The 24749-nt window shown below is 66.3% G+C and carries 25 protein-coding genes; 11 read left to right on the top strand and 14 right to left on the bottom strand.

Annotated elements, in window-relative coordinates:
- The first annotated feature begins 239 nt into the window (after window positions 1–239).
- Complete coding sequence (locus AB4Z37_RS01620; protein ID WP_441514923.1) at window positions 240–410, top strand: hypothetical protein; 171 nt, start codon at window positions 240–242, stop codon at window positions 408–410.
- Window positions 411–425: 15 nt separating this feature from the next.
- On the opposite strand, the gene AB4Z37_RS01625 is transcribed toward AB4Z37_RS01620, so the two are convergent.
- Both AB4Z37_RS01625 and AB4Z37_RS01630 read right to left on the bottom strand, forming a co-directional pair.
- Window positions 426–1268 (bottom strand): AAA family ATPase, encoded by an 843-nt coding sequence (locus tag AB4Z37_RS01625; protein WP_441514924.1) that lies wholly within the window; start codon window positions 1266–1268, stop codon window positions 426–428.
- Between the two features lie 73 nt (window positions 1269–1341).
- Window positions 1342–1587, bottom strand: coding sequence for a GlsB/YeaQ/YmgE family stress response membrane protein (locus AB4Z37_RS01630; protein ID WP_441514925.1), 246 nt, complete (start codon window positions 1585–1587; stop codon window positions 1342–1344).
- Window positions 1588–1808: 221 nt separating this feature from the next.
- On the opposite strand from AB4Z37_RS01630, the gene AB4Z37_RS01635 reads away from it, so the two are divergent.
- From AB4Z37_RS01635 to sseA, 3 genes are read left to right on the top strand one after another with little or no spacing between them, the layout of a single operon-like run.
- Window positions 1809–2984 (top strand): vWA domain-containing protein, encoded by a 1176-nt coding sequence (locus AB4Z37_RS01635; RefSeq protein WP_441514926.1) that lies wholly within the window; start codon window positions 1809–1811, stop codon window positions 2982–2984.
- Window positions 2985–3019: 35 nt separating this feature from the next.
- Complete coding sequence (locus tag AB4Z37_RS01640) at window positions 3020–3433, top strand: rhodanese-like domain-containing protein (RefSeq protein WP_441514927.1); 414 nt, start codon at window positions 3020–3022, stop codon at window positions 3431–3433.
- A 54-nt stretch (window positions 3434–3487) separates the two neighbouring features.
- Window positions 3488–4345, top strand: coding sequence for a 3-mercaptopyruvate sulfurtransferase (gene sseA, locus AB4Z37_RS01645; protein WP_441514928.1), 858 nt, complete (start codon window positions 3488–3490; stop codon window positions 4343–4345).
- A 15-nt stretch (window positions 4346–4360) separates the two neighbouring features.
- On the opposite strand, the gene AB4Z37_RS01650 is transcribed toward sseA, so the two are convergent.
- Window positions 4361–5380 (bottom strand): hypothetical protein, encoded by a 1020-nt coding sequence (locus tag AB4Z37_RS01650; RefSeq protein ID WP_441514929.1) that lies wholly within the window; start codon window positions 5378–5380, stop codon window positions 4361–4363.
- 81 nt (window positions 5381–5461) lie between these two features.
- Here AB4Z37_RS01650 and AB4Z37_RS01655 point away from each other — a divergent pair, with 81 nt between their 5' ends.
- Window positions 5462–6613, top strand: a complete 1152-nt coding sequence (locus AB4Z37_RS01655) for a L,D-transpeptidase (RefSeq protein WP_441514930.1) — start codon at window positions 5462–5464, stop codon at window positions 6611–6613.
- 88 nt (window positions 6614–6701) lie between these two features.
- On the opposite strand, the gene AB4Z37_RS01660 is transcribed toward AB4Z37_RS01655, so the two are convergent.
- Together AB4Z37_RS01660 and AB4Z37_RS01665 are read right to left on the bottom strand one after the other, a co-directional pair.
- On the bottom strand, window positions 6702–7658 hold the full coding sequence (locus tag AB4Z37_RS01660) for a D-2-hydroxyacid dehydrogenase family protein (RefSeq protein ID WP_441514931.1): 957 nt from the start codon (window positions 7656–7658) through the stop codon (window positions 6702–6704).
- 72 nt (window positions 7659–7730) lie between these two features.
- Window positions 7731–7940: a hypothetical protein gene (locus AB4Z37_RS01665; protein ID WP_441514932.1), complete on the bottom strand. Its 210-nt coding sequence runs from the start codon at window positions 7938–7940 to the stop codon at window positions 7731–7733.
- Window positions 7941–8149: 209 nt separating this feature from the next.
- Between AB4Z37_RS01665 and ettA the strand changes: the two genes are divergently transcribed.
- From ettA to AB4Z37_RS01680, 3 genes are all read left to right on the top strand, one after another.
- On the top strand, window positions 8150–9802 hold the full coding sequence (ettA, locus tag AB4Z37_RS01670; RefSeq protein WP_441514933.1) for an energy-dependent translational throttle protein EttA: 1653 nt from the start codon (window positions 8150–8152) through the stop codon (window positions 9800–9802).
- Window positions 9803–10044: 242 nt separating this feature from the next.
- Entirely contained in the window at window positions 10045–10638 is a 594-nt protein-coding gene (locus AB4Z37_RS01675; protein ID WP_441514934.1) for a TIGR00645 family protein, read from the top strand.
- A gap of 115 nt (window positions 10639–10753) precedes the next feature.
- Window positions 10754–11923, top strand: a complete 1170-nt coding sequence (locus tag AB4Z37_RS01680; RefSeq protein ID WP_441515239.1) for a lytic murein transglycosylase — start codon at window positions 10754–10756, stop codon at window positions 11921–11923.
- A gap of 76 nt (window positions 11924–11999) precedes the next feature.
- On the opposite strand, the gene AB4Z37_RS01685 is transcribed toward AB4Z37_RS01680, so the two are convergent.
- The 3 genes from AB4Z37_RS01685 to AB4Z37_RS01695 form a co-directional block, all read right to left on the bottom strand.
- On the bottom strand, window positions 12000–12293 hold the full coding sequence (locus AB4Z37_RS01685; protein WP_441514935.1) for a hypothetical protein: 294 nt from the start codon (window positions 12291–12293) through the stop codon (window positions 12000–12002).
- A 361-nt stretch (window positions 12294–12654) separates the two neighbouring features.
- The gene (locus tag AB4Z37_RS01690) at window positions 12655–12966 is read right to left on the bottom strand and encodes a hypothetical protein (RefSeq protein ID WP_441514936.1); all 312 of its coding nucleotides are present in this window, start codon (window positions 12964–12966) and stop codon (window positions 12655–12657) included.
- Window positions 12967–13102: 136 nt separating this feature from the next.
- Window positions 13103–13480 carry a hypothetical protein gene (locus AB4Z37_RS01695; protein ID WP_441514937.1) on the bottom strand — a complete coding sequence of 126 codons (378 nt, stop codon included), beginning with the start codon at window positions 13478–13480 and terminating at the stop codon, window positions 13103–13105.
- A 155-nt stretch (window positions 13481–13635) separates the two neighbouring features.
- Between AB4Z37_RS01695 and AB4Z37_RS01700 the strand changes: the two genes are divergently transcribed.
- Together AB4Z37_RS01700 and AB4Z37_RS01705 are read left to right on the top strand one after the other, a co-directional pair.
- Entirely contained in the window at window positions 13636–15270 is a 1635-nt protein-coding gene (locus AB4Z37_RS01700; protein ID WP_441514938.1) for a DCC1-like thiol-disulfide oxidoreductase family protein, read from the top strand.
- Window positions 15267–16889: an SDR family oxidoreductase gene (locus AB4Z37_RS01705; RefSeq protein WP_441514939.1), complete on the top strand. Its 1623-nt coding sequence runs from the start codon at window positions 15267–15269 to the stop codon at window positions 16887–16889. The genes AB4Z37_RS01700 and AB4Z37_RS01705 overlap by 4 nt, the downstream gene beginning before the upstream one ends.
- 69 nt (window positions 16890–16958) lie before the next feature.
- Here the strand turns inward: AB4Z37_RS01705 and AB4Z37_RS01710 are convergent, their stop codons facing one another.
- Window positions 16959–17732 (bottom strand): ferredoxin--NADP reductase, encoded by a 774-nt coding sequence (locus AB4Z37_RS01710; RefSeq protein WP_441514940.1) that lies wholly within the window; start codon window positions 17730–17732, stop codon window positions 16959–16961.
- A 311-nt stretch (window positions 17733–18043) separates the two neighbouring features.
- Here AB4Z37_RS01710 and AB4Z37_RS01715 point away from each other — a divergent pair, with 311 nt between their 5' ends.
- Entirely contained in the window at window positions 18044–19240 is a 1197-nt protein-coding gene (locus tag AB4Z37_RS01715) for an amidohydrolase family protein (RefSeq protein ID WP_441514941.1), read from the top strand.
- Between the two features lie 157 nt (window positions 19241–19397).
- Here the strand turns inward: AB4Z37_RS01715 and AB4Z37_RS01720 are convergent, their stop codons facing one another.
- The 5 genes from AB4Z37_RS01720 to AB4Z37_RS01740 all read right to left on the bottom strand — a co-directional run bounded on the left by AB4Z37_RS01720 (window position 19398) and on the right by AB4Z37_RS01740 (window position 24661).
- Window positions 19398–19847: a MarR family winged helix-turn-helix transcriptional regulator gene (locus AB4Z37_RS01720; RefSeq protein WP_441514942.1), complete on the bottom strand. Its 450-nt coding sequence runs from the start codon at window positions 19845–19847 to the stop codon at window positions 19398–19400.
- Between the two features lie 100 nt (window positions 19848–19947).
- Entirely contained in the window at window positions 19948–20667 is a 720-nt protein-coding gene (locus AB4Z37_RS01725; protein ID WP_441514943.1) for an ABC transporter ATP-binding protein, read from the bottom strand.
- Complete coding sequence (locus AB4Z37_RS01730; protein WP_441514944.1) at window positions 20664–21443, bottom strand: ABC transporter ATP-binding protein; 780 nt, start codon at window positions 21441–21443, stop codon at window positions 20664–20666. The genes AB4Z37_RS01725 and AB4Z37_RS01730 overlap by 4 nt, the downstream gene beginning before the upstream one ends.
- Entirely contained in the window at window positions 21440–23335 is a 1896-nt protein-coding gene (locus AB4Z37_RS01735) for an ABC transporter permease (RefSeq protein WP_441514945.1), read from the bottom strand. Before AB4Z37_RS01735 ends, AB4Z37_RS01730 begins: the two co-directional genes overlap by 4 nt.
- A gap of 93 nt (window positions 23336–23428) precedes the next feature.
- Entirely contained in the window at window positions 23429–24661 is a 1233-nt protein-coding gene (locus AB4Z37_RS01740; RefSeq protein ID WP_441514946.1) for an ABC transporter substrate-binding protein, read from the bottom strand.
- Between the last annotated feature and the right edge of the window lie 88 nt (window positions 24662–24749).

The following is a 24749-nucleotide window of genomic DNA, read 5'->3' on the forward strand; positions in this document are numbered from 1 at the left end:
GACGGCTTATTCTGAATTCATTATGTATACATCATTTGCAATAAACAGGCAATATCACTCCATAAAGTTCCATTTATGGCTTTTTATGTATACATAGATCAAAAAATAGCGTCCACGCAGTCAGATGGACCGAGAAATTGCCAACCGATCGCTAAACCACGCTGAATCTCCGCCTGGACCGGCATGATTTCTTAAAGCTGAGCGCCGACAATGCGCGCGGACCAGAAGGCAGGTGATCGATGAGCAGCATTTCAGCCGTCGGCCAGGCGCAGCAGCCGCAAGTGGCTGCCCCCACCCATCACGGCAAGAAGCACCACGCCAGCACGCCGCCAGCCGAAGGCACGCCGGCCGCCAAACCGGCAGCCAGCAGCGCCCCGACACGGCCGGGAGGCGTCGACAAACTCGCCTGAGAAGGAGGCCGGCCGCTAGACCTCGCGGCGGCTGAGAAAGGCCAGACGCTCGAACAGGTGGACGTCCTGCTCGTTCTTGAGCAGCGCACCATGGAGCGGCGGGATCAGCTTGCGCGGGTCGCGCTCGCGCAGGGTCTCCGGGGTGATGTCCTCGTTGAGCAGCAGCTTCAGCCAGTCCAGCAGTTCCGACGTCGACGGCTTCTTTTTCAAGCCCGGCACCTCGCGCACCTCGAAGAAGATCCGCATCGCCTCCTGCACCAGGCGCTGCTTGATACCGGGGAAGTGCACGTCGACGATCTGAGCCATGGTGTCGGCGTCGGGGAACTTGATGTAGTGGAAGAAGCAGCGACGCAGGAACGCGTCGGGCAGTTCCTTCTCGTTGTTCGACGTGATCATGACGATCGGGCGCTTGGCGGCGCGAATGGTCTCGCCGGTCTCGTAGACATGGAATTCCATGCGGTCGAGCTCGAGCAGCAGGTCGTTCGGGAATTCGATGTCAGCCTTGTCGATCTCGTCGATCAGCAGCACCGGCCGTGCCTCGGAGGTGAACGCCTCCCACAGCTTGCCGCGCCTGATGTAGTTGGCGATGTCCGACACGCGGGGATCGCCGAGCTGGCTGTCGCGCAGGCGCGACACCGCGTCGTATTCGTAGAGCCCCTGCTGCGCCTTGGTGGTGGACTTGATATGCCAGGTCAGCAGCGGCGCGTTGAGCGCCTTCGCGACTTCCTCGGCCAGCACCGTCTTGCCCGTGCCCGGCTCGCCTTTGACCAGCAGCGGCCGCTCGAGCACGATGGCTGCATTGACGGCGACCTTGAGGTCATCGGTCGCCACATAGTCCTTGGTGCCGGTAAACTTCATCGAAACTACGCCCTGTCTCTGTAAACGAGAAACGACCGCCCATGGCGGCCGTTTCCGGATGAACCCGAAATTGTCACGCGCGCCGGATCAGTGCCAGCACGACAAGAACGACGATGCCGCCGATCGCACCGTTGATGATCTCCGCGACCCAGCCGGCGCCGAGATGGATGCCGAGCTGCGGCAGCAGCCAGCCTGCGACCACGGCACCGATGATGCCGAGCACAATGTTGCCGAGCAGGCCGAACCCGGCCCCCTTCACGACCAGGCCGGCAAGCCAGCCTGCGATGGCGCCGACGATGATCCAAGCAATGATACCCATCAGCCAATTCCCCTCCGCATGCGCATGATCGCAGGACGCTCCAAGCCCGCGAAAGGCCCGTATGACCGGCCTCGGGGACAACTTTAGTGGAAAAACCGGGCTGGTCCAGAGCACAGGGTCTCCGCCGCGGCAAAAACATGGCCGCTCTGCCCGACCGGAAACGCGCGGGAATGCCGCCGGAGCGGCTTGACGGCGCGGCGGCGGCGGGCGACCTTGCGCCCATGTTCCTGCAATTTTTCACATCGCTGCGCGAAGCCCAGGTTCCGGTCACGCTGCGCGAATACCTCACCCTGATCGAGGCGCTCGAGGCCGATCTCGCCGGACAGACGGTCGAGAATTTCTATTACCTGTCGCGCGCCACGCTGGTGAAAGACGAGCGCAACCTCGACAAGTTCGACCGCGTGTTCGGCGCCACCTTCAAGGGGCTGGAGAGCCTGCTCGATGCCATGGAAAAGGCCGATATCCCGGCCGAGTGGCTCAAGAAGCTGGCTGAGAAATACCTCACCGAGGAAGAGAAGAAGCAGATCGAAGCCATGGGCTGGGACAAGCTCATGGAGACCCTGCGCGAGCGGCTGAAAGAGCAGAAGGGCCGCCACCAGGGCGGCAACAAGTGGATCGGCACCGCCGGCACGTCGCCGTTCGGCGCCCACGGCTACAATCCCGAGGGCATCCGCATCGGCCAGGAGAGGAACCGCAATTTCCGTGCGGTGAAAGTCTGGGACCGCCGCGAGTTCAAGGACCTCGACGGCAACGTCGAGCTCGGCATCCGCAACATCAAGGTGGCGCTGCGCCGCCTGCGCAAGTTCGCGCGCACCGGCGCCCCCGACGAGCTCGATCTCGACACCACCATCCGCGAGACCGCCAACCACGGCTATCTCGACGTCCACATGCGGCCCGAGCGGCGCAATGCGGTGAAAGTGCTGATCTTCTTCGACATCGGCGGCTCGATGGATTCGCACATCAAGCAGGTCGAGGAACTGTTCTCGGCGGCGAAGACCGAATTCAAGCACATGGAATATTTCTACTTCCACAATTGCCTGTACGAGGGCGTGTGGAAGAACAACAAGCGGCGCTTCACCGACCGCACGCCGACCTGGGACGTGCTGCACAAGTACCCGCACGACTACAAGGTGGTGTTCGTCGGCGACGCGTCGATGTCGCCCTATGAGATCGTGGTGCCGGGCGGCTCGGTCGAGCATGTCAACGAGGAAGCCGGTGCGGTGTGGCTCGAGCGCGTGACCCGCACCTACCCGCACACGATCTGGCTCAATCCGGTGGCGCAGAAGCACTGGGATTATTCCGAATCCACCACCATCATCCGCAAGCTGTTCGCCGAGCGCATGTATCCGCTGACGCTGGAAGGGCTCGAGAACGCGATGAAGGAACTGGTGCGCTGAGCCGCACCACAATGCCCGCCTCAACGGAAACTGCCATGCCCCAGACCATCCATCGCGGCTACAAGGCCCTCGTCGACGAGGCCAACGCGCAGGTGAAGACCATGACCGCCGCGGAGGCGATCGCCGCCGCGCGGCGCGACGACGTCGTCATCATCGATATTCGCGACCCGCGCGAGATCGAGCGCGAGGGCCGTATCCCCGGCGCGTTCGCCTGCACCCGCGGCATGCTGGAATTCTGGATTGATCCGGAGAGCCCCTATGCCAAGCCGGTATTCCAGCAGGACAAGACGTTCATCTTTCACTGCGCCGGCGGACTGCGCTCGGCGCTGGCCGCCAAGACCGCGCAGGACATGGGGCTGAAGCCGGTGGCGCACATCGCCGGCGGCTTTGGCGCCTGGCGCGAGGCCGGAGGCCCGACCGAGACAGTCGCTCCGCGCGCGCCCAGATAAGCCGCACCTCGACATACAACCGATCAACATCGCCACCGACGTGGACATCCGCTCATGACCCCGACCGACGATCCGCTGGTGTCCACCGAATGGCTGGCAAGCCGGCTCGACGACCCGTCGATCCGCATCCTCGACGCCACCTTCAAGATGCCCGGCGTGCTGCCGCTGCCGGCGGACGATTTCCTCGCCGCGCATCTTCCAGGCGCTGCCTTTTTCGACGTCGAGACCGTGTCCGACCATGCCTCGCCGCTGCCGCACATGTATCCCGACGCGGCGCAGTTCGCCCGCGACGTCGGCGCGCTCGGGGTTTCCAGCGACTCGCTCGTCGTCATCTATGATGCCGGCGGCTGGGTGGCGGCGCCGCGCGCCTGGTGGATGTTCCTGAGTTTCGGCCACCCCAACGTGCGGATCCTCGACGGCGGCCTGCAGAAATGGCGCGCCGAAGGCCGCCCGCTGCAGGCGGGCCCTGCGTCCCCGCAGCCGGGCAAGTTCACCGCCCGGCTGGACCCGGCCCATGTCCGCAGCCTGGCGCAGATGCGCGACAACCTCGCAAGCCACGGCGAGCAGGTGATCGACGCCCGCGCCCGCGCGCGCTTCGCCGGCAGCGTGGCGGAGCCGCGGCCGGGGCTGCGCTCGGGCCATATCCCGGGCAGCCTGAACCTGCCCTACAATGAGCTGTTCGATACCGCGACCGGAACGATGAAGCCGATCGCGGACCTGAAGGCGCTGTTCACCGGTGCCGGCCTCGACCTGCAGCGCCCGGTGGTCACGACCTGCGGTTCCGGGGTGTCGGCGGCCGTGCTGACACTGGCGCTCTACCGTCTCGGCGTGCGCGGCACCGCGCTCTACGACGGATCCTGGTCGGAATGGGGGCAAGCAGGCGGACCGCCGGTCGCCACCGGAGCGACCTGACAGCCGGCCACGGACTCAGCCGCCGAACCCGGCGAACGGATTGCCCGGCGGCATCGTCTGAGGCCGCGGCTGCTGCGCCAGTGCGCGCGCGCGCAACGCAATCCGCCGCCGCTGCGCAGCCGCCTGACGCGCTTTCACCCGCTTCGCCGCCTCGGCCCGCGCCTTGCTGGCAGACGTCACACTGGGCTTTGCGGCCTTCGCCGCGGGACGTGCCGCGACTTCGGCGCTCGCGGCGGCGGGATCAGCCAGTGCCGTAACGGTGAGCTCCGGCTTGGCCGGCTGCGGCACGTCGGACGCACCCACGGCGGCCCCAAGGCTGGCTCCAAGGCTGGCTCCAAGGCCAGCCCCACGGCCGGCCGACGATGCCGACGGCTCTACCGATGCGACGGCCATGGCGGCGCCTTCGACCGCCTTGGCCGGAACAGAGTCGGAAACGGTGGCCATGCGGTCGGCCTCGAGGGCAGGCCCTGGCGTGGCCTCGGCCGCCGTGCCGCCCTCGGCAAGGGACGGCGCAGCCGCCGCGAGAGCCGCCTGCTTCTCCAAGTTGCTGTCCTGATCGGCGATCATTTCCACCCGCAGCAGCGCCAGCGTGGCCTTGCGGGTGTCGCGCTCGCGCGCCACGACGGCCTCCGGCGCGTCCCAGGTGGCCGGCCGGGCGGCGAGATCGTCGCGTGTCGCACGAAACAGCGCCGTTGCGCCGAGACCGAAAACCACCACCGATGCCATGAGCAGGAGTGTCGCGATCAGGAAACGGAAACCCGGTAGCATGGACGCCTCGCCGCTGGTCGTGATGCGCGGACCGTCTGAGAACGTGAGTGGAAGCTGAACGCGACGCAGATGCAGAACCCGATCGTCACAGCACCGGAACTGGCTGCGAATCAGGCGCTTTTCGAGAATAACCCAAGCCCTTGGGCGCGGATGCTGAAAAGTGCGGATGACGCGGAACCGGCGGGCATGCTCGTTCATCCGCCGATTTCGCGGCAGATGAACGAAATCTCGCAAAAATGTCAGCGGTTTTTGGCCGGCTTTCTCCATCAATGTCTTGAATGTGCCGCTATCCTGCGTAATCAGCAGGTTAACCTTCCGGAGTCGGGTCGCGGGTAGAATAGGGTAATGATGGACAAGCGCATTCTGACGATATTGGCGGTCACGGCCGCTGGCCTCGCAGGGGCCACGGCCGCGGCGGCGCAGGGCTACTCTCAGCCGCAGGGCTATTCCCAGCCCGGCGCCTATCCGCCCCCGCCCGGCTATTCCACAGCCCCGGGCGCCTACCCGCCCGACAGCCCGCTGCCGGATTTCGACGCCATGGACGACGAGGGTGGCCCGGCGCCGCGCGGCCAGACGGCCCTGTCCGCCCCCGGTCCGGCGCCTGCGCCGCTTGGTCCGGTAATGTCCCCCGATGACCCGCGCTATGGCCGCCCCGCTGGCCCGCCGCCGGTGGTTTATTCCAATCGCCCGCCGCAGGACACCTACGCCAACCACGCGCCGGCAGGCGGTTATGGTGATCCGTCTCTGCGACCGCCGGGCGCTGTCGATGGTCAGGGCGGCCAGATGAGCGGTTCGCTGCAGAACCCCGGCCCGGCGCGCGATTCCGAGGGGCGCCCCAACACCGTGATGGCGCTGCCGCCGGACGAGCAGCCCGAGACCGGGCCACGCAAGGAACTTCCCGAGCGGCTGCGCCGCCAGGAGGTGAACTACGTCACCAAGGAGCCGGCGGGCACCATCGTCGTCGATACGCCCAACACCCAGCTCTATTACATTCTCGGCAACAACCGCGCGGTGCGCTATGGCGTGCGCGTCGGACGCGACGGTTTCACCTGGACCGGCGTGCAGAAGATCACCCGCAAGGCCGAGTGGCCGGACTGGCATCCGCCGCCGGAGATGATCGAGCGCCAGCCCTACCTGCCGCGCTTCATGGCCGGCGGCGACGGCAACCCGCTCGGCGCCCGCGCGATGTATCTGGGATCGACGGTGTACCGCATCCACGGCACCAACCAGCCGTCGACCATCGGTCAGTTCGTGTCCTCGGGCTGCATCGGCATGCTGAACGAAGACGTCACCGATCTGTTCGAGCGCGTGAAGGTCGGCACCCGCGTGGTGGTGCTGCCGGGCGGCAAGCCGCCGGCGCTCGCCACCACCGCCTCGGCCCAGCCGATCGCGCCCCCCGTTCCAACACAGGGCATGGCGGGCGGCCAGGCCGCCGTGAACATCCCCGGCACCGGCCCGACGGTCGTGCCGCCGCTGCCGGCGCCGGTCACGGTCCGCTGACCCAGCAGCACAGTCACCGACAGCGACAGGCCCGCTTCAACACCGTTGAAGCGGGCCTTGTCGTCTCCAGCCGAACGACCGCTCGTCTTCAGCCGAGCTGGCGCACCGGCGCGCCCGCGAGCCAGGCCGCGATGTCCTCGACCATGTCCTCGTAGTAGCGGCGATAGTTCTCGGCCGTAACGTAGCCGAGGTGCGGCGTCAGCACGACATTGTCGAGCCGGCGCAGCGGATGATCGACCGGCAGCGGCTCCTGCCAGAAGGTATCGAGGCCAGCCCCGGCGATGCGGCGCTCGCCCAGCGCCTCAAGCAATGCCGCCTCATCGACGATCGGCCCCCGCGCCGTGTTGATGAGGTAGGCGGTCGGCTTCATCCGGGCGAGGTCGGCGGCGCCGACGAGGCTGCGGGAGCGCTCCGACAGCACGAGATGGATGGTGATGACGTCGGAGGTCGCGAACAGCTCCTCCTTGGTGGCATAGGCAACGCCCGCCGCCGCGCACGCCTCCACCGTCAGATTGCTGCTCCAGGCCTTCACCTGCATGCCGAGCGCCTGGCCGACGGCGGCGACGCGCGCACCGAGCTTGCCGAGACCGACGATACCGAGGGTCTTGCCCTCGACATCCTCACCGACGGTGATCTGCCAGGACGCGCCCGCCTTCATGCGTGCGTTCTCGAAGCCGATCCGGCGCGTCAGTTCCAGCATCAGGCCGATGGTGATGCCGACGGTCGGATTGCCGACGTTGCCGGTGCCGCAGACCACGACGTTGCGCTCCCTGGCTGTCGCCAGATCGAACGACGCATTGCGCATGCCCGACGTCAGCAACAGCTTCAACTTCGGCAGCGCGGACAGGACCTCGGCGGTGAACGGCGTCCGTTCGCGCATCGCGCAAACGATATCGAAATCCTGCAGGGCCGCGATCGCCGCGGCAGCGTCGGCGAAGGGGACATCGAACACCGTCAGCGCGACCTTGTCGCGGAACGCCGACCAGTCGGCCAGTTTCAGGGCAACATTCTGATAGTCGTCGAGAATTGCGCAGCGTAGCGCCATGGATCACCGTCGTTGAAGGGGCAAACGGCGACAACTATCCCGTGCCGAAGGCGGCGATGCAAGGAACCACAGCTACTGGATTGAGCCCGGCTGGGATGCGTCGTCCGCATCGTGCTTGGCGTGCCAGGCCGGCCCCGGGCCGCGCATGTAGTGCTGCTCGGGGCGATAGGGATCGAACGCCGCGATCACGAACTGCCGCAGGAAATCGACGACTTCACGGAACAGCCCGGTCGCCTGGGGCCCGGCAGCACTGGACCGAACGGAGGGGTCGAGAAACGCCATGACGCACATCTGTTGCTGGGTGGTGACGGGCAACAGAATTGCGCGGAACTGATTAAAAAGCCGTTGTGATCGTTAACCCCAGGGAAACGGTTGCCGTTAGGCTTTCCAAAGGGTTACCGCGACGGTTGCCCTTTGCAGACCGGACCGCTACATCAGCACCAGCCCAAATTTCCCGCGCGCGACGGTTTTCAAGCACTTCAAGGATCACGATGGCTCGCCAGTTCGTCTACTTCATGCAGGGTCTGTCGAAGACCTATCCCGGCAACCGCAAGGTGCTCGATAACGTCCACCTGTCGTTCTACCCGGACGCCAAGATCGGCGTTCTCGGCGTCAACGGCTCGGGTAAGTCGACACTGCTCAAGATCATGGCCGGCATCGACAAGGACTATAACGGCGAGGCCTGGGTCGCCGAGGGCGCCCGCGTCGGCTACCTCGAGCAGGAGCCTCAGCTCGACCCGAACAAGACCGTTCGCGAGAACGTCATGGAAGGCGTCGCCAAGCAGAAGGCGATCCTCGACCGCTACAACGATCTCGCGGTCAACTATTCCGACGAGACCGCCGACGAGATGACCAAGCTGCAGGACGAGATCGAGGCCCAGGGCCTGTGGGATCTCGACAGCAAGGTCGACCAGGCGATGGACGCGCTGCGCTGCCCGCCGGATGACGCCGACGTCAGCAAGCTGTCGGGCGGTGAACGTCGCCGCGTCGCGCTGTGCCGCCTGCTGCTCGACCAGCCCGAACTGCTGCTGCTGGACGAACCGACCAACCATCTCGACGCCGAGTCGGTGTCGTGGCTGGAAGGCCACCTGCGCAACTACCCCGGCGCGATCCTGATCGTCACCCACGACCGCTACTTCCTCGACAACGTCACCGGATGGATTCTCGAGCTCGACCGCGGTCGCGGCATTCCCTACGAGGGCAACTACTCGTCGTGGCTGGTGCAGAAGCAGAAGCGGCTGGAGCAGGAAGGCCGCGAGGAGGCCGCGCATCAGCGCACCCTCGCCCGCGAACAGGAGTGGATCGCGGCGTCGCCCAAGGCGCGCCAGGCCAAATCCAAGGCGCGCTACCAGCGCTATGAAGACCTGCTCAAGAAGGCCAGCGAGAAGCAGACCCAGACCGCGCAGATCGTCATCCCGGTGGCCGAGCGCCTCGGCAACAATGTCGTCGACTTCGAAGGCCTCACCAAGGGTTTTGGCGATCGCCTCTTGATCGACGATCTCACCTTCAAGCTGCCGCCCGGCGGCATCGTCGGCGTGATCGGCCCGAACGGCGCCGGCAAGACCACGCTGTTCCGCATGATCACCGGCCAGGAGAAGCCCGAGAAGGGCACTATCACGGTCGGCGAGAGCGTGCAGCTCGGCTATGTCGACCAGTCGCGCGACGCGCTCGACGGCAGCAAGAGCGTGTGGGAGGAGATCTCCGGCGGAAACGACCAGATCCTGCTCGGCAAGCGCGAGGTCAATTCGCGCGGCTACTGCTCGGCATTCAACTTCAAGGGCGCGGACCAGCAGAAGAAGGTCGGTGCGCTGTCGGGCGGTGAACGCAACCGCGTGCATCTCGCCAAGATGCTGAAGTCCGGCGCCAACGTGCTGCTGCTCGACGAACCGACCAACGACCTCGACGTCGACACGCTGCGCGCGCTGGAAGAAGCGCTGGAGGATTTTGCCGGCTGCGCCGTCATCATCAGCCACGATCGCTGGTTCCTCGACCGCATCGCCACCCACATCCTCGCCTTCGAGGGCGACAGCCATGTCGAATGGTTCGAGGGTAACTTCCAGGACTACGAGAAGGACAAGATGCGCCGGCTCGGCCAGGACTCGGTGATCCCGCATCGCGTCAAGTACAAGAAGCTGACGCGCTGAGGCGCCTGTCAAACTGCTGTCGACTCGATCAAAAGGTCCGGGCCGCCTGTTGCGGTCCGGACCTGTCGTTTCGAGCTCCCCTCCGCCCTGCCCGCTTTGTGTCAGACCTGTTATGATCGCTGCGGTGAATCGCCGCTGCCGGCAGCCTCGACAGCGCCGAAACACTGCACTTATTTGAAACCGGTTTTCCGGCACGCCGGCCCCGCCGCGTGCCGTTGGTTCCATGCTCAAAAGGAGTGCTGATGTCGTCGACGCCCGAAACCCCGCCGTCTCTGCGGAGCAGCGCGCTGCGCCCGCTGCCGATGCTGATCTTCGGATCGCGCTGGCTGCAGTTGCCGCTGTACATCGGCCTGATCGTGGCGCAGGGCGTCTATGTGGTGCTGTTCCTGAAGGAGCTCTGGCATCTCGTCACCCACGCCGCCGACTTCAACGAGCAGCAGATCATGCTGGTGGTGCTGGGCCTGATCGACGTGGTGATGATCTCCAACCTCCTGGTGATGGTCATCGTCGGCGGCTATGAGACCTTCGTGTCGCGGCTCAATCTCGAGGGCCATCCCGACGAGCCGGAATGGCTCAGCCATGTCAACGCCAGCGTGCTCAAGATCAAGCTGGCGATGGCGATCATCGGCATCTCCTCGATCCACCTGCTGCGCACCTTCATCGAGGCGGGCAATCTCGGCGGCGCCGGCCGCACCACCAACTACACCGAGACCGGCGTGATGTGGCAGACCATCATCCACGTTGTCTTCATCCTGTCGGCGATCGGCATCGCCTATGTCGACAAGATCACCAACAGCGCCGTCGAGGCGGCGCATCGCAACGCGGCCGGACACTGAGGCCCGCACCATGCGGAACGCACGAGACAGCGTGAGGATCTGGACGACATTCGCCGGCCGCTTTGCGGCAGTTGCCCTTGCCGCCCTCTCCTGTCTCGCCGCGCCGCGGCCCGCGGTGGCCGCGGCCGACCCGGCGTTCACCCGCTTCATCGCCTCGCTGTGGCCGGAGGCGCAGGCGGCTGGCGTGTCGCGCGCGACCTTCGACAGCGCGACACGCGGCCTCGAGCCGAACTACAAGCTGCCGGATCTCGTTCTGCCCGGCCGCAGCCCGTCGTCGGCGCCGCCGCAGGCGGAGTTCGTGCAGGTGCCCGCCGACTACGTCAAGGAGGCGACGATCGCCCGCCTTGCGACCGAAGGCCAGCGCCTGCAGCAACAGTACCGTCCGACGCTGTCGGCGATCGAGCAGCGCTTCGGCGTGCCGGCGACCGTGATCCTCGCGATCTGGGGCCGCGAGACCGACTACGGTCGCTACACCCTGCCCTACAACGCACTGCCGGTGCTGGCGACACAGGCCTATGTCGGCCGCCGCAAGGACCAGTTCCGCAACGAGTTCATCCTGGCGCTGAAGATCCTCGACGAGGGCCATGTCGCGCTCAAGGACATGCGCGCGTCATGGGCCGGCGCAATGGGCCTGACCCAGTTCCTGCCGTCGGAGTTCTATCAGCATGCCGTCGATTTCGACGGCGACGGCCATCGCAACATCTGGACCTCGGTGCCCGATGCGCTGGCCTCCGCGGCGCAGCAGCTCAAGAACAAGGGCTGGCAACCGGGCCTGCGCTGGGCCTACGAGGTCAAGGCGCCGCCCTCCGCCGACTGCACGCTGGGCGTGCCGGAGGTGACGCGGCCGATCGGCGAATGGCTGAAGCTCGGCTTCGTGCCGGTGCGCGGCCGACAGCTCTCGGCGGCAGAAAAGGCCGAACCCGCATCGCTGCTCCAGCCCGAGGGCATCTACGGCCCGGCGTTCCTGACCACGAAGAACTACTTCGTCATCAAGGAATACAATTTCTCAGACCTGTACGTGCTGTTCGTCGGCCACCTCAGCGATCGCATGAGCGATCCGCAACCGTTCGCGACCCCCTGGTCGGCAAAGACCCAGTTGCGCACGACCGACGTCGAGGCGATGCAGCGCGAGCTGACGCGGATCGGCCTCTACGCCGACAAGCTCGACGGCAAGGCCGGCATGAAGACCCGCGCGGCGCTCGGCGCCTACCAGAAGAAGGCCGGCCTCAAGATCGATTGCTGGCCGAGCGCAGAAGTGCTGCGCGCGCTGAACACGGCACGCTGACATCGGTCGCAATGCAAGCATGAAAAAACCCGGCCATTGCTGGCCGGGTCTTGCAATCGGACATCTGTGGACCGGATCAGTCGCAAACCTGGACGCGGCGGATTCGCCAGCCATAACCATCCCAGAAACGCTCGCGAGCCCAATGGCAGGTCGGTTCGACGACATAAGCCGGAGCAGGCGCGTAATAGGCAGGCGGCGGCGGCGGAGCAGCGGCGCCAGCGAGGGCGCTGCCAAGGAGGGCGCCACCGATCAGACCGCCTGCGACGCCGGCAGCGATCCGGCCGCCATCGGCCTGCGCGGCCGGCATAGCGACAGCGAGCGATCCAGCGATCGTGGCGACCGCAAGAAACGCAGAAAGGGTCTTCTTCATTGTCATTCTCCTCAGATCACGCCGAGCCCGGCGCTGGGAATTGGTCCGACTCAAGAGCCCATCTCGGGCTCTTTTTAGCTGGTTCGTCCCGTCAGTGAAAGCGCCCCCCGCCGGCTCGGCGGAAACCGCAACGCTCGTCCCCGCGACCATCTTAATGGATTTTCTTGCCAGGGTCTTAAAAAACACCGGCAAGGCGTCCAGAGGTCTGCGAAGTCATTCAAAGCCGTGCATTTACGGCCCAATTTTGGCGTTCATCTTGGTCACGCCATTCTGAACGGGTGTTCCTGGTCAGCCATCCACCGCTTTCACGCCTGCACGACGGCGCCCGTGGCGCCGTCGGCTGCAAACCCGGCTGCAGGGCTCAATTGCAGACCCGGACCGGGCGGACCTCCCAGCCATAGCCGTCCCAGACACGCTGCCGTGCCCAGTAGCAGCCACCGCCATAATAGGCCGGGCTCGCGGCATAGGCCGGTCCGCCGCCGTAATAGCCATAGCCTGACCCGTAATAGCCGGGGCCGGCGATCGCGCTGCCGACAATGGCGCCGACCGCCAGGCCGCCGATGATACCGGCCGCCAGTGCACCGCCACCGCGCGCCTGCGCGGGCGCCGGGGCCGCTATTGCCGTCGCGGCCACGAGGCCTGCCGCCGCCACTGCCATCAGTGCTCGTTTCATGGCTCACTCCTGATCCTGCTCGTAGACGAAACATCCAACGGATCGTCCCGCTCAGGGTTTCATATCCGGCTTGAACAGCCCATGAATGCCCCCGCCGGATTCCTGCCATGATTGCGCGCGCCCCGCCGCCGCGTCACTATTTGGCTGGCGCCTCCTTCGATACGCCACCGGGCGTCGCGGGCGCATCCTTCACCTTCTTGTCCGCGCCCTGGGCCTGCAATTGCTCCAGCGTCCTCTGCAACACCGCGACGGTACCCCCCAGCGCGTCGACGCGACTCTTCAGCGCCGTGATCTCCCGGGCGGCGGCATCGAGCTTCTGCTGCTGCGCGAGCGCGTCCTGCGTCATGGTCTTCTTCAGGAAGTCGACGTTGCTCTGCAAGCAGCTCGTGCGCCGCTCCATGGTCTTCTCGGCGGTGCAGATCTCGATCCCGGGAACGTCCTGCGCCATTGCGGCACCCGCCGCCAGCAGCGACGACAACGACAGCGCACACAGACCTGCTTTCAGCATCACCACCTCGTTCGGCTATGGCCGAGCGAAGCCCGGCCTGCGCGTTGCACCGCACCCTCGCCATTCCGGCGCAGCTGTGTTTTAACACCTTGAGGCCCGCTGCAAAGGCGCGACCTGTGGTCACGTTCCACCACCTGCCGGACTCGCACAAGATCGCCATCATGCACAAGCAAACCATCGCTGTCGCGGGATGCGGGCTCGCCGGCTTGTCGACCGCCCTGCTGCTGCACCGCGACGGCCACCACGTCACGCTGTTCGAGCGTTTTGACACGCCGCAGCCGCTCGGTTCCGGCCTGATGCTGCAGACGACCGGCCTTGCGGTGCTGCGCGAGCTCGCCCTCGACGACGCCGTGCTTGCCACCGGCGCACGGATCGATCGACTGGTCGGCAAGGCGGTGCCCTCGGGACGCACCGTGCTCGATGTCCGCTTCGCCGTGCGCGACCCCGCGTCGTTCGGGCTCGGCATTCATCGCGGCGCGCTGTTCGACGTGCTGTTCCGCGCCGTCGCCGCCGCCGGCCTTCCGATCGTCACCGGACGAACCGTCACCAGCGCACCGCGCGACGCCGATGGTCGCCGCATCCTGAATTTCAGCGATGCGCCTGCCGCCGGCCCGTTCGATCTCGTGGTGGATACGCTCGGCATCGCCAGCCCGCTGCAGCCCATCGCGGGCCGCGCGCTGCCCTATGGCGCGCTGTGGGCATCGCTCGACTGGCCTGGTGATGCATCATTCGATGGCCATGCGCTGGAGCAGCGCTACGTGCGCGCCAGCACCATGGCGGGGGTGCTGCCGATCGGACGAGCGCCCGGGAGCGCTGTGCCGCAGACGGCGTTGTTCTGGTCACTGCGTAACGACCAGCTGGACATCTGGCGGACACGCGGCCTCGCGGCCTGGAAGAACGACGTGCTGCGGGTGTGGCCGGCCACCGCGCCGCTGCTGGACCAGATCGACACGCCCGAGCGTCTGACCTTCGCGAGCTATGTCCACCGCACCACAACGACCGCCGCCGAACCCGGCCTGGTGCACATCGGCGACGCCTGGCATGCGACCAGCCCGCAGCTCGGCCAGGGCGCCAACATGGCCTTTCTCGACGCTTATGCGCTGACGAAGGCGCTGCGTGAGAGTCCCGATGCGACGGCCGCGGGTTCGCGCGCCATTGCACGGCGCCGAAACCATGTCCGGCTCTATCAAGGCATGAGCCTGCTGTTCACGCCGGTGTATCAATCCGATAGCCACCTGCTGCCGCTGCTGCGCGATCGCATTGCCGGGCCGCTGTCGAAACTGTGGCCGGCAACCCGTATCCTCGCCGCGATGGTCAGCGGCCTGATCGGCAATCCGCTGGCGCCGCTCGGCCTCACGGCCGGCCCTGCGACGCGGCACGGCCCGCTTGCGGCCATCGCCGGCGACAGTCCGCTCATCGTGTTCGACGGCGAGTGCGTATTGTGCTCGACGCAGGCGCAGTTCGTGCTTCGGCATGACCGCCACAGGCGCTTCCGCCTCACGACGGCTCAGGGCGCGATCGGGCAGGCCCTCTACCGTGAGCTCGGCCTGCCGACCGACAGCTATCAGACGATGTTGCTGATCGAGCGCGGCAGGGCGCTGATGCACTCCGAAGCCGTGCTCGGCATCGCCGACGGCCTCGGCTGGCCATGGCGTGCGGCCGCGTTGTTGAAGGCAATCCCGCGCGCCTGGCGCGATCGCGCCTATCGGCTCGTCGCCCGCAACCGCTATCGCTGGTTCGGACGCCACGACGTGTGCTGGCGCCCCACGCCAGAGATGACGGACCGCATCCTGTGACCCGGGTGCTGGTGATCGGCGGCTATGGCGGCTTCGGCCTGCGCATCGCCCGCCGACTCGCCGCCGATGGCTGGCAGGTGCTGGTCGCGGGTCGCAGCCTGGCAAAGGCACAGGCTGCCTGTGCCGGCACGCCAGGCCTCACAGCGCTGGCGTTCGATCGCAACAGCGACACGGCGGCCGTGCTCGCCAAACTCCGCCCGTTCGCCGTGATCGATGCCGCCGGCCCGTTCCAGGGCGCCTCCTATGCGCTGGCGCAGGCCTGCATCGCACAGCGCTGCCACTATCTCGACATCGCCGATGGCCGCGATTTCGTCGCTGGCATTGGCGCGCACGACGCAGCAGCCCAAGCCGCTGGCGTCACCGTGATCTCGGGGGCCTCCAGCGTCCCGGCATTGTCGGGCGCTGTCGTCCGTGAACTGGCACTGGACCTCACAGAGCTGCGCGCGATCGAGATCGCGATCAGCGCCTCCAACCGTGCGACCGCCGGCGTCTCGGTCAGCCGCGCGATCTTCTCCTATGTCGGCCGGCCATTTTCCCTCTGGCGTCATCGTCGCCGGGAAACCGGCTACGGCTGGCAGGGGCTGCAGCGCGCGGATTTTCGCGTTGCCGGCGAGCCGCCGATCGCGGGCCGGCTGATCGGGTTTGCCGACGTGCCCGACCTAGCGCTGCTGCCCGACCGCCTGCCCAGCCGACCGGCGGTGAGCTTTCGCGCCGGCACCGAGCTGACGGTGCAGAACATCATGGTGTGGACCTTGAGCTGGCTGGTGCGCTGGGGCCTGGTCAAGCAGCCGGAGCGCCTGCTGCCGCCGCTGCTGCGCTTGCAGGCCTTGACGGCCCGGCTCGGCAGCGATCGCTCCGCCATGATCGTGCGCGCCTTCGGGCTGCGGGGCGAGCAGCGCTGCGAGCGACGCTGGACGCTGATCGCGCGCGACGGCTGTGGCCCCGAAATTCCTTGCCTTGCCGTGCCGATCCTGCTGCGCCGGCTGCGCGAGGGTGCGCTGGCGCCCGGCGCGTGCGACGCCGGCCCCCTTCTCACGCTCGCGGACTTTGCGCCCGTCTTCGCCACCATGCCGGTGCGCGACGCGATTACCGACCACACCTTGCCGCCGCCACTCTACGCACGGGTGATGGGGACAGCTTTCGACGCACTGCCGCCGCGCGTGCGCGCGATGCATGACGTGCTGCGTGACCACGGCGCCACCGGGCAAGCCGTGGTCTCACGCGGCCGCAGCCGCGCGGCACGGATGATTGCCACCCTGTTCGGCTTTCCGCCCGAGGGCGAGCACGATCTGCATGTCGGCTTCGACGAGCGCGATGGCGTCGAAACCTGGACACGCGATTTCGGCGGCCGCATGTTCCGCAGTCGCCTGTCGCAGCGCGGCGAACTTCTGGTCGAGGCATTCGGTCCGCTGCGGTTCGGCTTCACGCTGCCGGCCAACGGCACGGGATTGACCATGCGCCTGCAGCGCTGGTGGCTCGGCCCTCTGCCGTTGCCGCTTGCGCTCGCGCCGCGCTCGGAGGCGCGGGAGTGGCAGGCCGACGACCGCTTCCAGTTCGACGTGCCGATCGCGCTGCCGCTCATCGGCCTGATCGTGCATTACCGCGGCTGGCTGGCGTAGCGTCCGCGCATGCAAAAAAAGCCGCAAGCATTGCTTGCGGCTTTTCAGAACCATCGATGACCGGAGCGATCAGCGCTCGGCGAACGCCTTCTCGACCACATAGTGGCCGGGCTCGCCGTGGTTGCCCTCGACGAAACCGCGACGCTCCAGCAGTTCCTTGGTGTCGACCAGCAGCGCCGGGCTGCCGCAGATCATGACGCGGTCATGCTCGGCCTCGAGATCGGCGACGCCGATATCCTGGAACAGCTTGCCGGTCTCCATCAGGTCGGTGATGCGGCCGCGGTTGCGGAACGGGTCGCGCGTCACGGTCGGATAGTAGATCAGCTGGTTGCGCACCATCTCGCCGAGCAGCTCGTCCTGCGGCAGCTTCTCGGTGATCATCTCGCCATAGGCGAGCTCCTTGACATGACGGCAGCCGTGCAGCAGCACGACCTTCTCGAAGCGCTCGTAGGTCTCCGGATCCTTGATGACGCTGAGAAACGGCGCGAGGCCAGTGCCGGTGCCGACGAGGTAGAGGTTGCGGCCGCTATGCAGGTTGTCGATCACCAGCGTGCCCGTCGCCTTGCGGCTGACGATGATGGAATCGCCTTCCTTGAGATGCTGCAGGCGCGAGGTCAGCGGGCCGTCCGGCACCTTGATCGAGAAGAACTCGAGCTCTTCTTCGTAGTTCGCGCTGGCGACGCTGTAGGCGCGCAGCAGCGGCTTCTCGTTGACCTTCAGACCGATCATCGTGAATTCGCCGTTGCGGAAGCGGAACGAAGGATCGCGGGTGGTCCGGAAACTGAACAGGGTGTCCGTCCAGTGATGGACGCTGAGAACGCTTTCCTGATTGAAGTTGCTCATCGCACGTGATCCGTCGTTCGCCAGACTGTGGCTGAAATTCAGGGAATTTCAGGTTGGGGAGGCTGGAGGTTGAACTTGTCTCGGCAATTCGTTTGTGTACTAATGATTACGCCAGCCCAGCCCGACCGTCAAGACGGTCCGAGGGCGAGGTTTATCTAGGGGATTTTGCGCCGAAAAGGAACGCGCTGCGCCGCAACAAAATTCTCTTTTTCAATGCGTTAGGGTTATTCTGGTTCTAAAAACAGCCCCAAGGGGGAAAGTGGCTCCAAGGGGTACAAAACGAGCACAAAAGGCACAAAGGAACGACCGCCATGGCCCACGATGAACCCCAGGCAACCGGCGCGACCAAGCTGGTGATCCGCAACATCGGCCTCCTGCTCAGCGGAGATCTCGACAAGCCGATCCTCGACGCCGACACCATCGTGGCCGAGAACGGCCGGATCAGCGCGGTCGGCCGGGCCAAGGACGTCGACACCGAAGGCGCCACCACCATCATCGACGCCAATGGCACCGCGGTGACGCCGGGTCTGATCGACAGCCATGTGCATCCCGTGGCCGGTGACTGGACGCCGCGCCAGAACCAGATTGGCTGGATCGACAGCTTCCTCAATGGCGGCGTCACCACCATGATTTCCGCCGGCGAAGTCCACATGCCGGGCCGCCCGCGCGATGTCACCGGCGTCAAGGCGATGGCGATCTTCGCCCAGCGCGCGTTCGATGCCTTCCGTCCCGGCGGCGTCAAGGTTCACGCCGGCGCGCCGGTGATCGAGCCGGGCATGACCGAAGAGGATTTCAAGGAGCTCGCCGCCGCCGGCGTCAAGCTGCTCGGCGAGGTCGGTCTCGGCGGCGTCAAGGACGGCGCCACCGCCAGACAGATGGTGGCGTGGGCGCGCAAGTACGGCATCCAGAGCACCATCCACACCGGCGGCCCGTCGATCCCGGGCTCCGGCCTGATCGGTGCGGACGTCGTGCTGGAAGCCGACACCGATGTCGTCGGCCACATCAACGGCGGCCACACGGCATTGCCCGATGGCGAGATCCGCTGCATCTGCGAGGGCTGCAAGCGCGGCCTCGAGCTCGTGCACAACGGCAACGAACGTGCCGCGCTCTACACCCTGCGCGTCGCCAGGGAGATGGGCGACTTGCATCGCGTCATCCTCGGCACCGACGCACCCGCCGGCTCCGGCGTGCAGCCGCTCGGCATCCTGCGCATGGTGTCGCTGCTGTCGTCGCTCGGCGACGTCGCCGCGGAAACCGCGTTCTGCTTCGCCACCGGCAACACCGCGCGGATGCGGGCGCTCGACTGTGGCCTGATCGAGGTCGGCCGCGCGGCTGATTTCGTCATCATGGACAAGGCGCAGCACTCCGCTGGCAAGAACCTGCTGGACAGTGTGCAGCTCGGCGACCTGCCTGGCATCGGCATGACCATCATCGACGGCATCGTGCGCACCCAGCGCAGCCGCAACACGCCCCCGGCGACCAAGGTGCCGACGATCGTTCACAGCTGAGGTCCGTTCGCTCAAAACCTCCTGGTGAGGACGCGCGGCGCCGCCGTCTGGACCCATGGGGCCACCGCGTTGCAACAGCAGCAGTTCCTGAACTCATCCTTCGAGACGCGGCCAAGAGGCCGCTCCTCAGGATGAAGTCAGTAGTCGCTGTTGAAGCTCACCGCAGCTTTGTCAGCAGCGCCAGTAGTGTTTCGCGGTCCTTCGGTGACAAGGGCGAGAGCGTCGCATCGCTGATGGCGATCGCGTTGGGCAGCGCCTTCTCCGCGGCGAGCTGGCCGGCCTTGGTGAGGCGGACCAGCAGGCGGCGGCCGTCCTCCGGGTCGGAGCCGGTCTCGGTCAGCCCGCGCGCGGTGAGGCGATCGATCACGCCCTTGATGGTGGCGACGTCCATCGCCGTCATTCGGCCGAGCTGATTCTGCGAGATCGGCCCGACCTCCAGCAGCTTGACCAGCGCTGCCCACTGGGTCGGCGTCAGCCCGCTACCGATCTGCTCGGCGAAAAGAGTGGAGTGGCGCTGCGACACCTGGCGAAGGATGAAGCCGATCTGGTCCTCCAGCACATAGGGCAGCACCTTGCGCTGAGGCTTCGGCGACATGGCCTTGTTCATGACGGCTCCCCCGCGGACTGATCGCCGCCGACAGATACAGCGACAATGCTATCTATAGCGCCGGCCGGCCCGTTCGCAAAATCCGCGGCAGCAAGGCCGCTCAGACCGCGAGATAAGCGTCGCGGATATCCGGCCGCGCATCGAGCTCGGCCATGGAGCCGCTGAAGCAGATGCGGCCACGCTCGATGATATAGGCGCGATCGGAAATCAATCGGGCGAAATGCAGGTTCTGCTCGGAGACCAGAATGCTGACGCCCTCCTGCTTCATGGTCAGGATCGCGCTCGCCATCTGCTCGACGATCTTCGGCGACAGGCCCTCCGACGGCTCATCCAGCAGGATCAGCGATGGATTGCCCATCAGCGTGCGCGCGATGGTCAGCATCTGCTGCTCGCCGCCGCTCATGCGCCCGCCGGGGCGGCCGCGCATTTCCCCAAGGTTCGGAAAAAGAGAAAACAATTTCTCCGGCGTCCAGCGCGGCGCATTCCTGCGCTCCGGCTGGCGGCCGACCTCGAGATTCTCCTCGACGGTCAAGTCGGTGAAGATGCGCCGCTCTTCCGGCACATAGCCGAGGCCGCCGCGCACGATCGCATGGGTCGGCTTGTCGGACACGTCATGCCCTTCGAACACGATCTGGCCACGGCGCTGGTTGACGAGGCCGACGATGGAGCGGAACGTGGTCGACTTGCCGGCGCCATTGCGGCCGAGCAGTGCCACCACCTCGCCGGCGCCAACCTCGAGACCGACATCGAACAGGATATGGGCCGGGCCGTAGAAGCTGTTGAGCCCCGAAACCTGAAGCTTTGCGTCCTGGAGTGTCATGCGTGCGCTCCTGCGTGGCCGGCTTCATACAGCAGCCCTTCGCCGAGGTAGATCGCCCGCACCTGCGGATCGTTACGCACCGCCTCTGGCGAGCCTTCCGCGATCAGCGTGCCGCGATTGAGCACCAGCACGCGATCGGAGTGCTCGAACACCACGTCCATGTCGTGTTCGGTGAACAGCACGCCGATCTGCTTCTCACGGGCGATGCGCGCGGTCAGCCGCATCAGCTCGACCCGTTCCTTGGGGGCCATGCCAGCGGTCGGCTCGTCCATCAACAGGATCCTGGGTGCATTGGCGAGCGCGATCGCGAGCTCGAGGCGCTTGAGGTCGCCATAGGCGAGTTCGCCGCAGGGACGGTCGCCATAGGCGCCCATCCCGACGAGGTCGAGCAGGCTGTCGGCGTCGGCGCGCTCGAACTTCGGCATCGACAGCCACATGTTGAACAGCTTCGAGGCGTGAGAGGCGAGCGCCACCTGAACATTCTCCCGAACCGTCATGGTCGAGAACGTCGCGGTGATCTGGAAGGTGCGCCCCACCCCGAGCCGCCAGACCGCGCGCGGCGCCCGGCCAGTGGTGTCCTTGCCAAGCAGCGTGATCCGCCCGGCATCCGGCGGAATCTGGCCGTTCAGCATGTTGAAGCAGGTGGTCTTGCCGGCGCCGTTGGGGCCGATCAGGGCGAGGATCTCGCCCGCCGCGACCTCGAACGAGACGCCGCGCACCGCATGCACGCCGCCATAGGATTTGGTCAGGCCTTCGACCGTCAGGATCGTGCTCATTCCGCGCTCCCGAGTTTCGGCGCAGCGCTGAGCGCCGTGGGCTTGCCGGGCGCGCGCGACCGGAGGCGGTCACGCGCGGTTTCCAGGATGCCGACGATGCCCTTCGGGAACGCCACCACCAGCAGCACGATGACGGCGCCGAGCACCAGCTTCGACTGGTCGGTCTGGCTGACCAGCCAGATGTTGAGCGCCTTGAACACCACGGCGCCGACCACCGCGCCGGAGATCGTCTCGACACCGCCGAGCAGCACCATCACCAGCGCGTCGACCGACAGCGAGATGCCGAGGCTGTCGGGGAACACGCTACCCTTGAGGTAGGCGAACAACGCGCCGCCAATGGCCGCGACGGTGCCGGCGATGACGAAGGCGAGCCACTGGATGCGCTTGCCGTCGATACCGATCGATTCACTGCGCAGCATGGAATCGCGGGTGGCGCGCAGCGCGTAGCCGAACGGCGAGAACACCAGCACCCGCAGGCCGACCACGACACAGGTGCCGATCGCCAGCGACAGCCAGTAGAACCGCGCCGGTGTCGCGATCCATGCCGCCGGCCAGATGCCGAGCAGGCCGTTGTCGCCGCCGGTGACGCCGACCCACTGAAACGCGATCGACCACACGATCTGCGCGAAGGCGAGCGTCAGCATGGCGAAATAGACGCCGGAGAGCTGCACGGCGAAGAAGCCGAAGATCACCGCACCGGCGAGACCGAGCAGTGGCCCGAGCAGCAGGCAGGCGATCATCGGCAGGCCAGCGAGCTTGGCGAGGAAGGCGACACCGTAAGAGCCAAGGCCGAAATAGGCGGCGTGCCCGAACGACGCCAGCCCCCCCACGGACATCAGGAAGTGCAGGCTGGCGGCGAAGATGATGAAGATGATGATTTCGGCGCCGACGGTCAGCGAGTAGGTGCCGCCGACCAGCGGCAGCGCCGCAGCGGCGAGCAACACCACGAGCGAGGCCAGCCGCTCGTTGGTGGTGAGCGGCTGCCACGGCCGCACCGTCAGGCCGGGCGTGCGCCGCGCCGGCGCCTCCGGCTTGCCGAACAGGCCCCATGGCCGCACGATCAGCACCGCCGCCATCACCAGGAACACCAGGATGATGGAAATCTTCGGAAAGATCAGGATCCCGAACGCATTCAATTCGGAGACCAGCACGGCGGCGACGAAGGCGCCGGTGATGCTGCCGAGACCGCCGATCACCACCACCACGAACACGTCGACGATAATGCGCAGGTCCATGGTGTGGTTGACCGCATCGCGTGACAGCTGCAGCGCGCCGCCGAGCGCGGCGAGAAAGACGCCGACCGCGAACACGCTGGTGAACAACCATTTCTGGTTGACGCCGAGCGCCGCCACCATGTCGCGATCCTGGGTCGCGGCGCGCACCAATACACCCCAGCGGGTGCGGTGGAACAGCAGCCACAGCGCACCGAGCACCACCGGGCCGATCACCATCAGAAACACGTCATAGGACGGCAGCGCCTGGCCGAACACGTCGATGGCGCCCTTCAGTCCCGGCGCGCGGCGGCCGAGCAGGTCGTCCGGCCCCCAGATCATGACGACGAGATCCTCGACCATCAGCGTCAGGCCGAAGGTCGCGAGCAGCTGGAACAGCTCCGGCGACTTGTAGATGCGCCGCAGCAGCAGCATCTCCACGACCACGCCGACAACGGCGACGATCAGCGCCGCGAGCACGATGCCGCCCCAGAAGCCGACCGCACCGGACAGCCGCTCGGTCAGCGTGAACGCCACATAGGCGCCGAGCATGTAGAACGCCCCGTGCGCGAAATTGACGATGCGCGTCACGCCGAAGATGATCGACAGGCCGGAGGCGACGAGAAACAGCGACGCTGCGCTCGCAAGGCCGGTCAGGAACTGGACGACATAAAAGCTCATCTCATATCCGCGTCGAGAGTCGTGATCTGTCCGTGGCGGCAAGGCCCGGGAGGATCGTGGCGGCCTGAGCCGCCACGATCACTGGCATCAACGTCAGTCCTTCGGGCGCACCTTGGCGACCTCGGCTTCGCTCGGCAGGAAGTTCAGGCCGTCGCGGTAGATCGAATTGACCATCACGCCCTTGCCGTCCTTGACCGAGGTCTTGCCGACAAAGGCGCCGAGGGTCGACTGGTGGTCTTCCTTGCGGAAGGTGATCTCGCCGAACGGCGACGGCAGCTTGATGCCTTCGGCCGCCGCGATCAGCTTGTCCGTCTCGGTGGAATCCGCCTTGGCGAGGATCGCCGCCGCCGACTTGATCAGCTCGTAGCCGACCACCGAGCCGAGCCGCGGATAGTCGTTGTACTTGGCCTGATAGGCCTTCAGGAACGCGGCGTGCTCCGGCGTCTTGATGTCGTACCAGGGATAGCCGGTGACGATCCAGCCTTCCGGCGTTTCGTCCTTGAGCGGGTCGAGGTATTCCGGCTCGCCGGTCAGGAAGCTGACGACCGCGCGGTCCTTGAACAGGCCGCGGGTGTTGCCTTCACGGACGAACTTGACGAGGTCCGGGCCGAACGTGACGTTGAGGATCGCCTCGGGCTTGTCGGCGGCCAGCGCCTGCGCCACCGGGCCGGCGTCGATCTTGCCCTGGGGCGGCCACTGCTCGCTGACCCACTGGATGTCCGGCCGCTTGGCCGACAGCAGAGCCTTGAACACTGCGACCGCCGACTGGCCATACTCATAGTTCGGCGCCACCGTGGCCCAGCGCTTGGCCGGCAGCTTCGCCGCCTCGTCCGCCAGCATCGCCGCCTGCATGTAGTTCGACGGCCGCAGGCGGAACGTGTAGCGGTTGCCGTTCGCCATGGTAACGGCGTCGGTGAGCGGTTCGCCGGCCAGGAAGAACACTTTCTTCTGCTTGGCGAAGTCGCTGACCGCAAGGCCGATGTTGGAGAAGAACGTGCCGGAAATCATCGCCACGCCTTCGCTGGCGACGAGCTCGTTGGCGGCGGTCACCGCATCCGCCGGCTTGCCGCCGTCATCCTTGGAAACGACGACCAGCTTCTTGCCCTTGATGCCGCCGGCCGCATTGATCTCCTCGACCGCGAGCTGCCAACCCTTGCGATAGGGCTCGGTGAAGGACGGCAACGCCGAATAACTGTTGATCTCGCCGATCTTGATCTCGCCATCCGCGCGAGCCGCGGTGGAAAAGCCCGACAGCGCGATCCCGAGCGCTGCGGCCGCGAGCCCCATGATCGGTCCCGCAGCCAAGAGACGTGTGCGTCGTTGCATGTAGTCCTCCAGTGTTTGCGGGTGCTCAACCGGCGCCCGTTCGATTGTGATCGTCCCTTTTTAACCCCGCGCTGTCATCCGTTTCTTT

The organism is Bradyrhizobium sp. 2TAF24, assembly GCF_052115025.1.
Classification (GTDB): Bacteria; Pseudomonadota; Alphaproteobacteria; order Rhizobiales; family Xanthobacteraceae; genus Bradyrhizobium_A.

Coding starts and splice junctions, on each gene's coding strand:
- AB4Z37_RS01620 (WP_441514923.1), top strand. CDS start 240: ATGAGCAGCATTTCAGCCGTCGGCCAGGCGCAGCAGCCGCAAGTGGCT.
- AB4Z37_RS01625 (WP_441514924.1), bottom strand. CDS start 1,268: ATGAAGTTTACCGGCACCAAGGACTATGTGGCGACCGATGACCTCAAG.
- AB4Z37_RS01630 (WP_441514925.1), bottom strand. CDS start 1,587: ATGGGTATCATTGCTTGGATCATCGTCGGCGCCATCGCAGGCTGGCTT.
- AB4Z37_RS01635 (WP_441514926.1), top strand. CDS start 1,809: ATGTTCCTGCAATTTTTCACATCGCTGCGCGAAGCCCAGGTTCCGGTC.
- AB4Z37_RS01640 (WP_441514927.1), top strand. CDS start 3,020: ATGCCCCAGACCATCCATCGCGGCTACAAGGCCCTCGTCGACGAGGCC.
- sseA (WP_441514928.1), top strand. CDS start 3,488: ATGACCCCGACCGACGATCCGCTGGTGTCCACCGAATGGCTGGCAAGC.
- AB4Z37_RS01650 (WP_441514929.1), bottom strand. CDS start 5,380: ATGGAGAAAGCCGGCCAAAAACCGCTGACATTTTTGCGAGATTTCGTT.
- AB4Z37_RS01655 (WP_441514930.1), top strand. CDS start 5,462: ATGGACAAGCGCATTCTGACGATATTGGCGGTCACGGCCGCTGGCCTC.
- AB4Z37_RS01660 (WP_441514931.1), bottom strand. CDS start 7,658: ATGGCGCTACGCTGCGCAATTCTCGACGACTATCAGAATGTTGCCCTG.
- AB4Z37_RS01665 (WP_441514932.1), bottom strand. CDS start 7,940: ATGGCGTTTCTCGACCCCTCCGTTCGGTCCAGTGCTGCCGGGCCCCAG.
- ettA (WP_441514933.1), top strand. CDS start 8,150: ATGGCTCGCCAGTTCGTCTACTTCATGCAGGGTCTGTCGAAGACCTAT.
- AB4Z37_RS01675 (WP_441514934.1), top strand. CDS start 10,045: ATGTCGTCGACGCCCGAAACCCCGCCGTCTCTGCGGAGCAGCGCGCTG.
- AB4Z37_RS01685 (WP_441514935.1), bottom strand. CDS start 12,293: ATGAAGAAGACCCTTTCTGCGTTTCTTGCGGTCGCCACGATCGCTGGA.
- AB4Z37_RS01690 (WP_441514936.1), bottom strand. CDS start 12,966: ATGAAACGAGCACTGATGGCAGTGGCGGCGGCAGGCCTCGTGGCCGCG.
- AB4Z37_RS01700 (WP_441514938.1), top strand. CDS start 13,636: ATGCACAAGCAAACCATCGCTGTCGCGGGATGCGGGCTCGCCGGCTTG.
- AB4Z37_RS01710 (WP_441514940.1), bottom strand. CDS start 17,732: ATGAGCAACTTCAATCAGGAAAGCGTTCTCAGCGTCCATCACTGGACG.
- AB4Z37_RS01715 (WP_441514941.1), top strand. CDS start 18,044: ATGGCCCACGATGAACCCCAGGCAACCGGCGCGACCAAGCTGGTGATC.
- AB4Z37_RS01720 (WP_441514942.1), bottom strand. CDS start 19,847: ATGAACAAGGCCATGTCGCCGAAGCCTCAGCGCAAGGTGCTGCCCTAT.
- AB4Z37_RS01725 (WP_441514943.1), bottom strand. CDS start 20,667: ATGACACTCCAGGACGCAAAGCTTCAGGTTTCGGGGCTCAACAGCTTC.
- AB4Z37_RS01730 (WP_441514944.1), bottom strand. CDS start 21,443: ATGAGCACGATCCTGACGGTCGAAGGCCTGACCAAATCCTATGGCGGC.
- AB4Z37_RS01735 (WP_441514945.1), bottom strand. CDS start 23,335: ATGAGCTTTTATGTCGTCCAGTTCCTGACCGGCCTTGCGAGCGCAGCG.
- AB4Z37_RS01740 (WP_441514946.1), bottom strand. CDS start 24,661: ATGCAACGACGCACACGTCTCTTGGCTGCGGGACCGATCATGGGGCTC.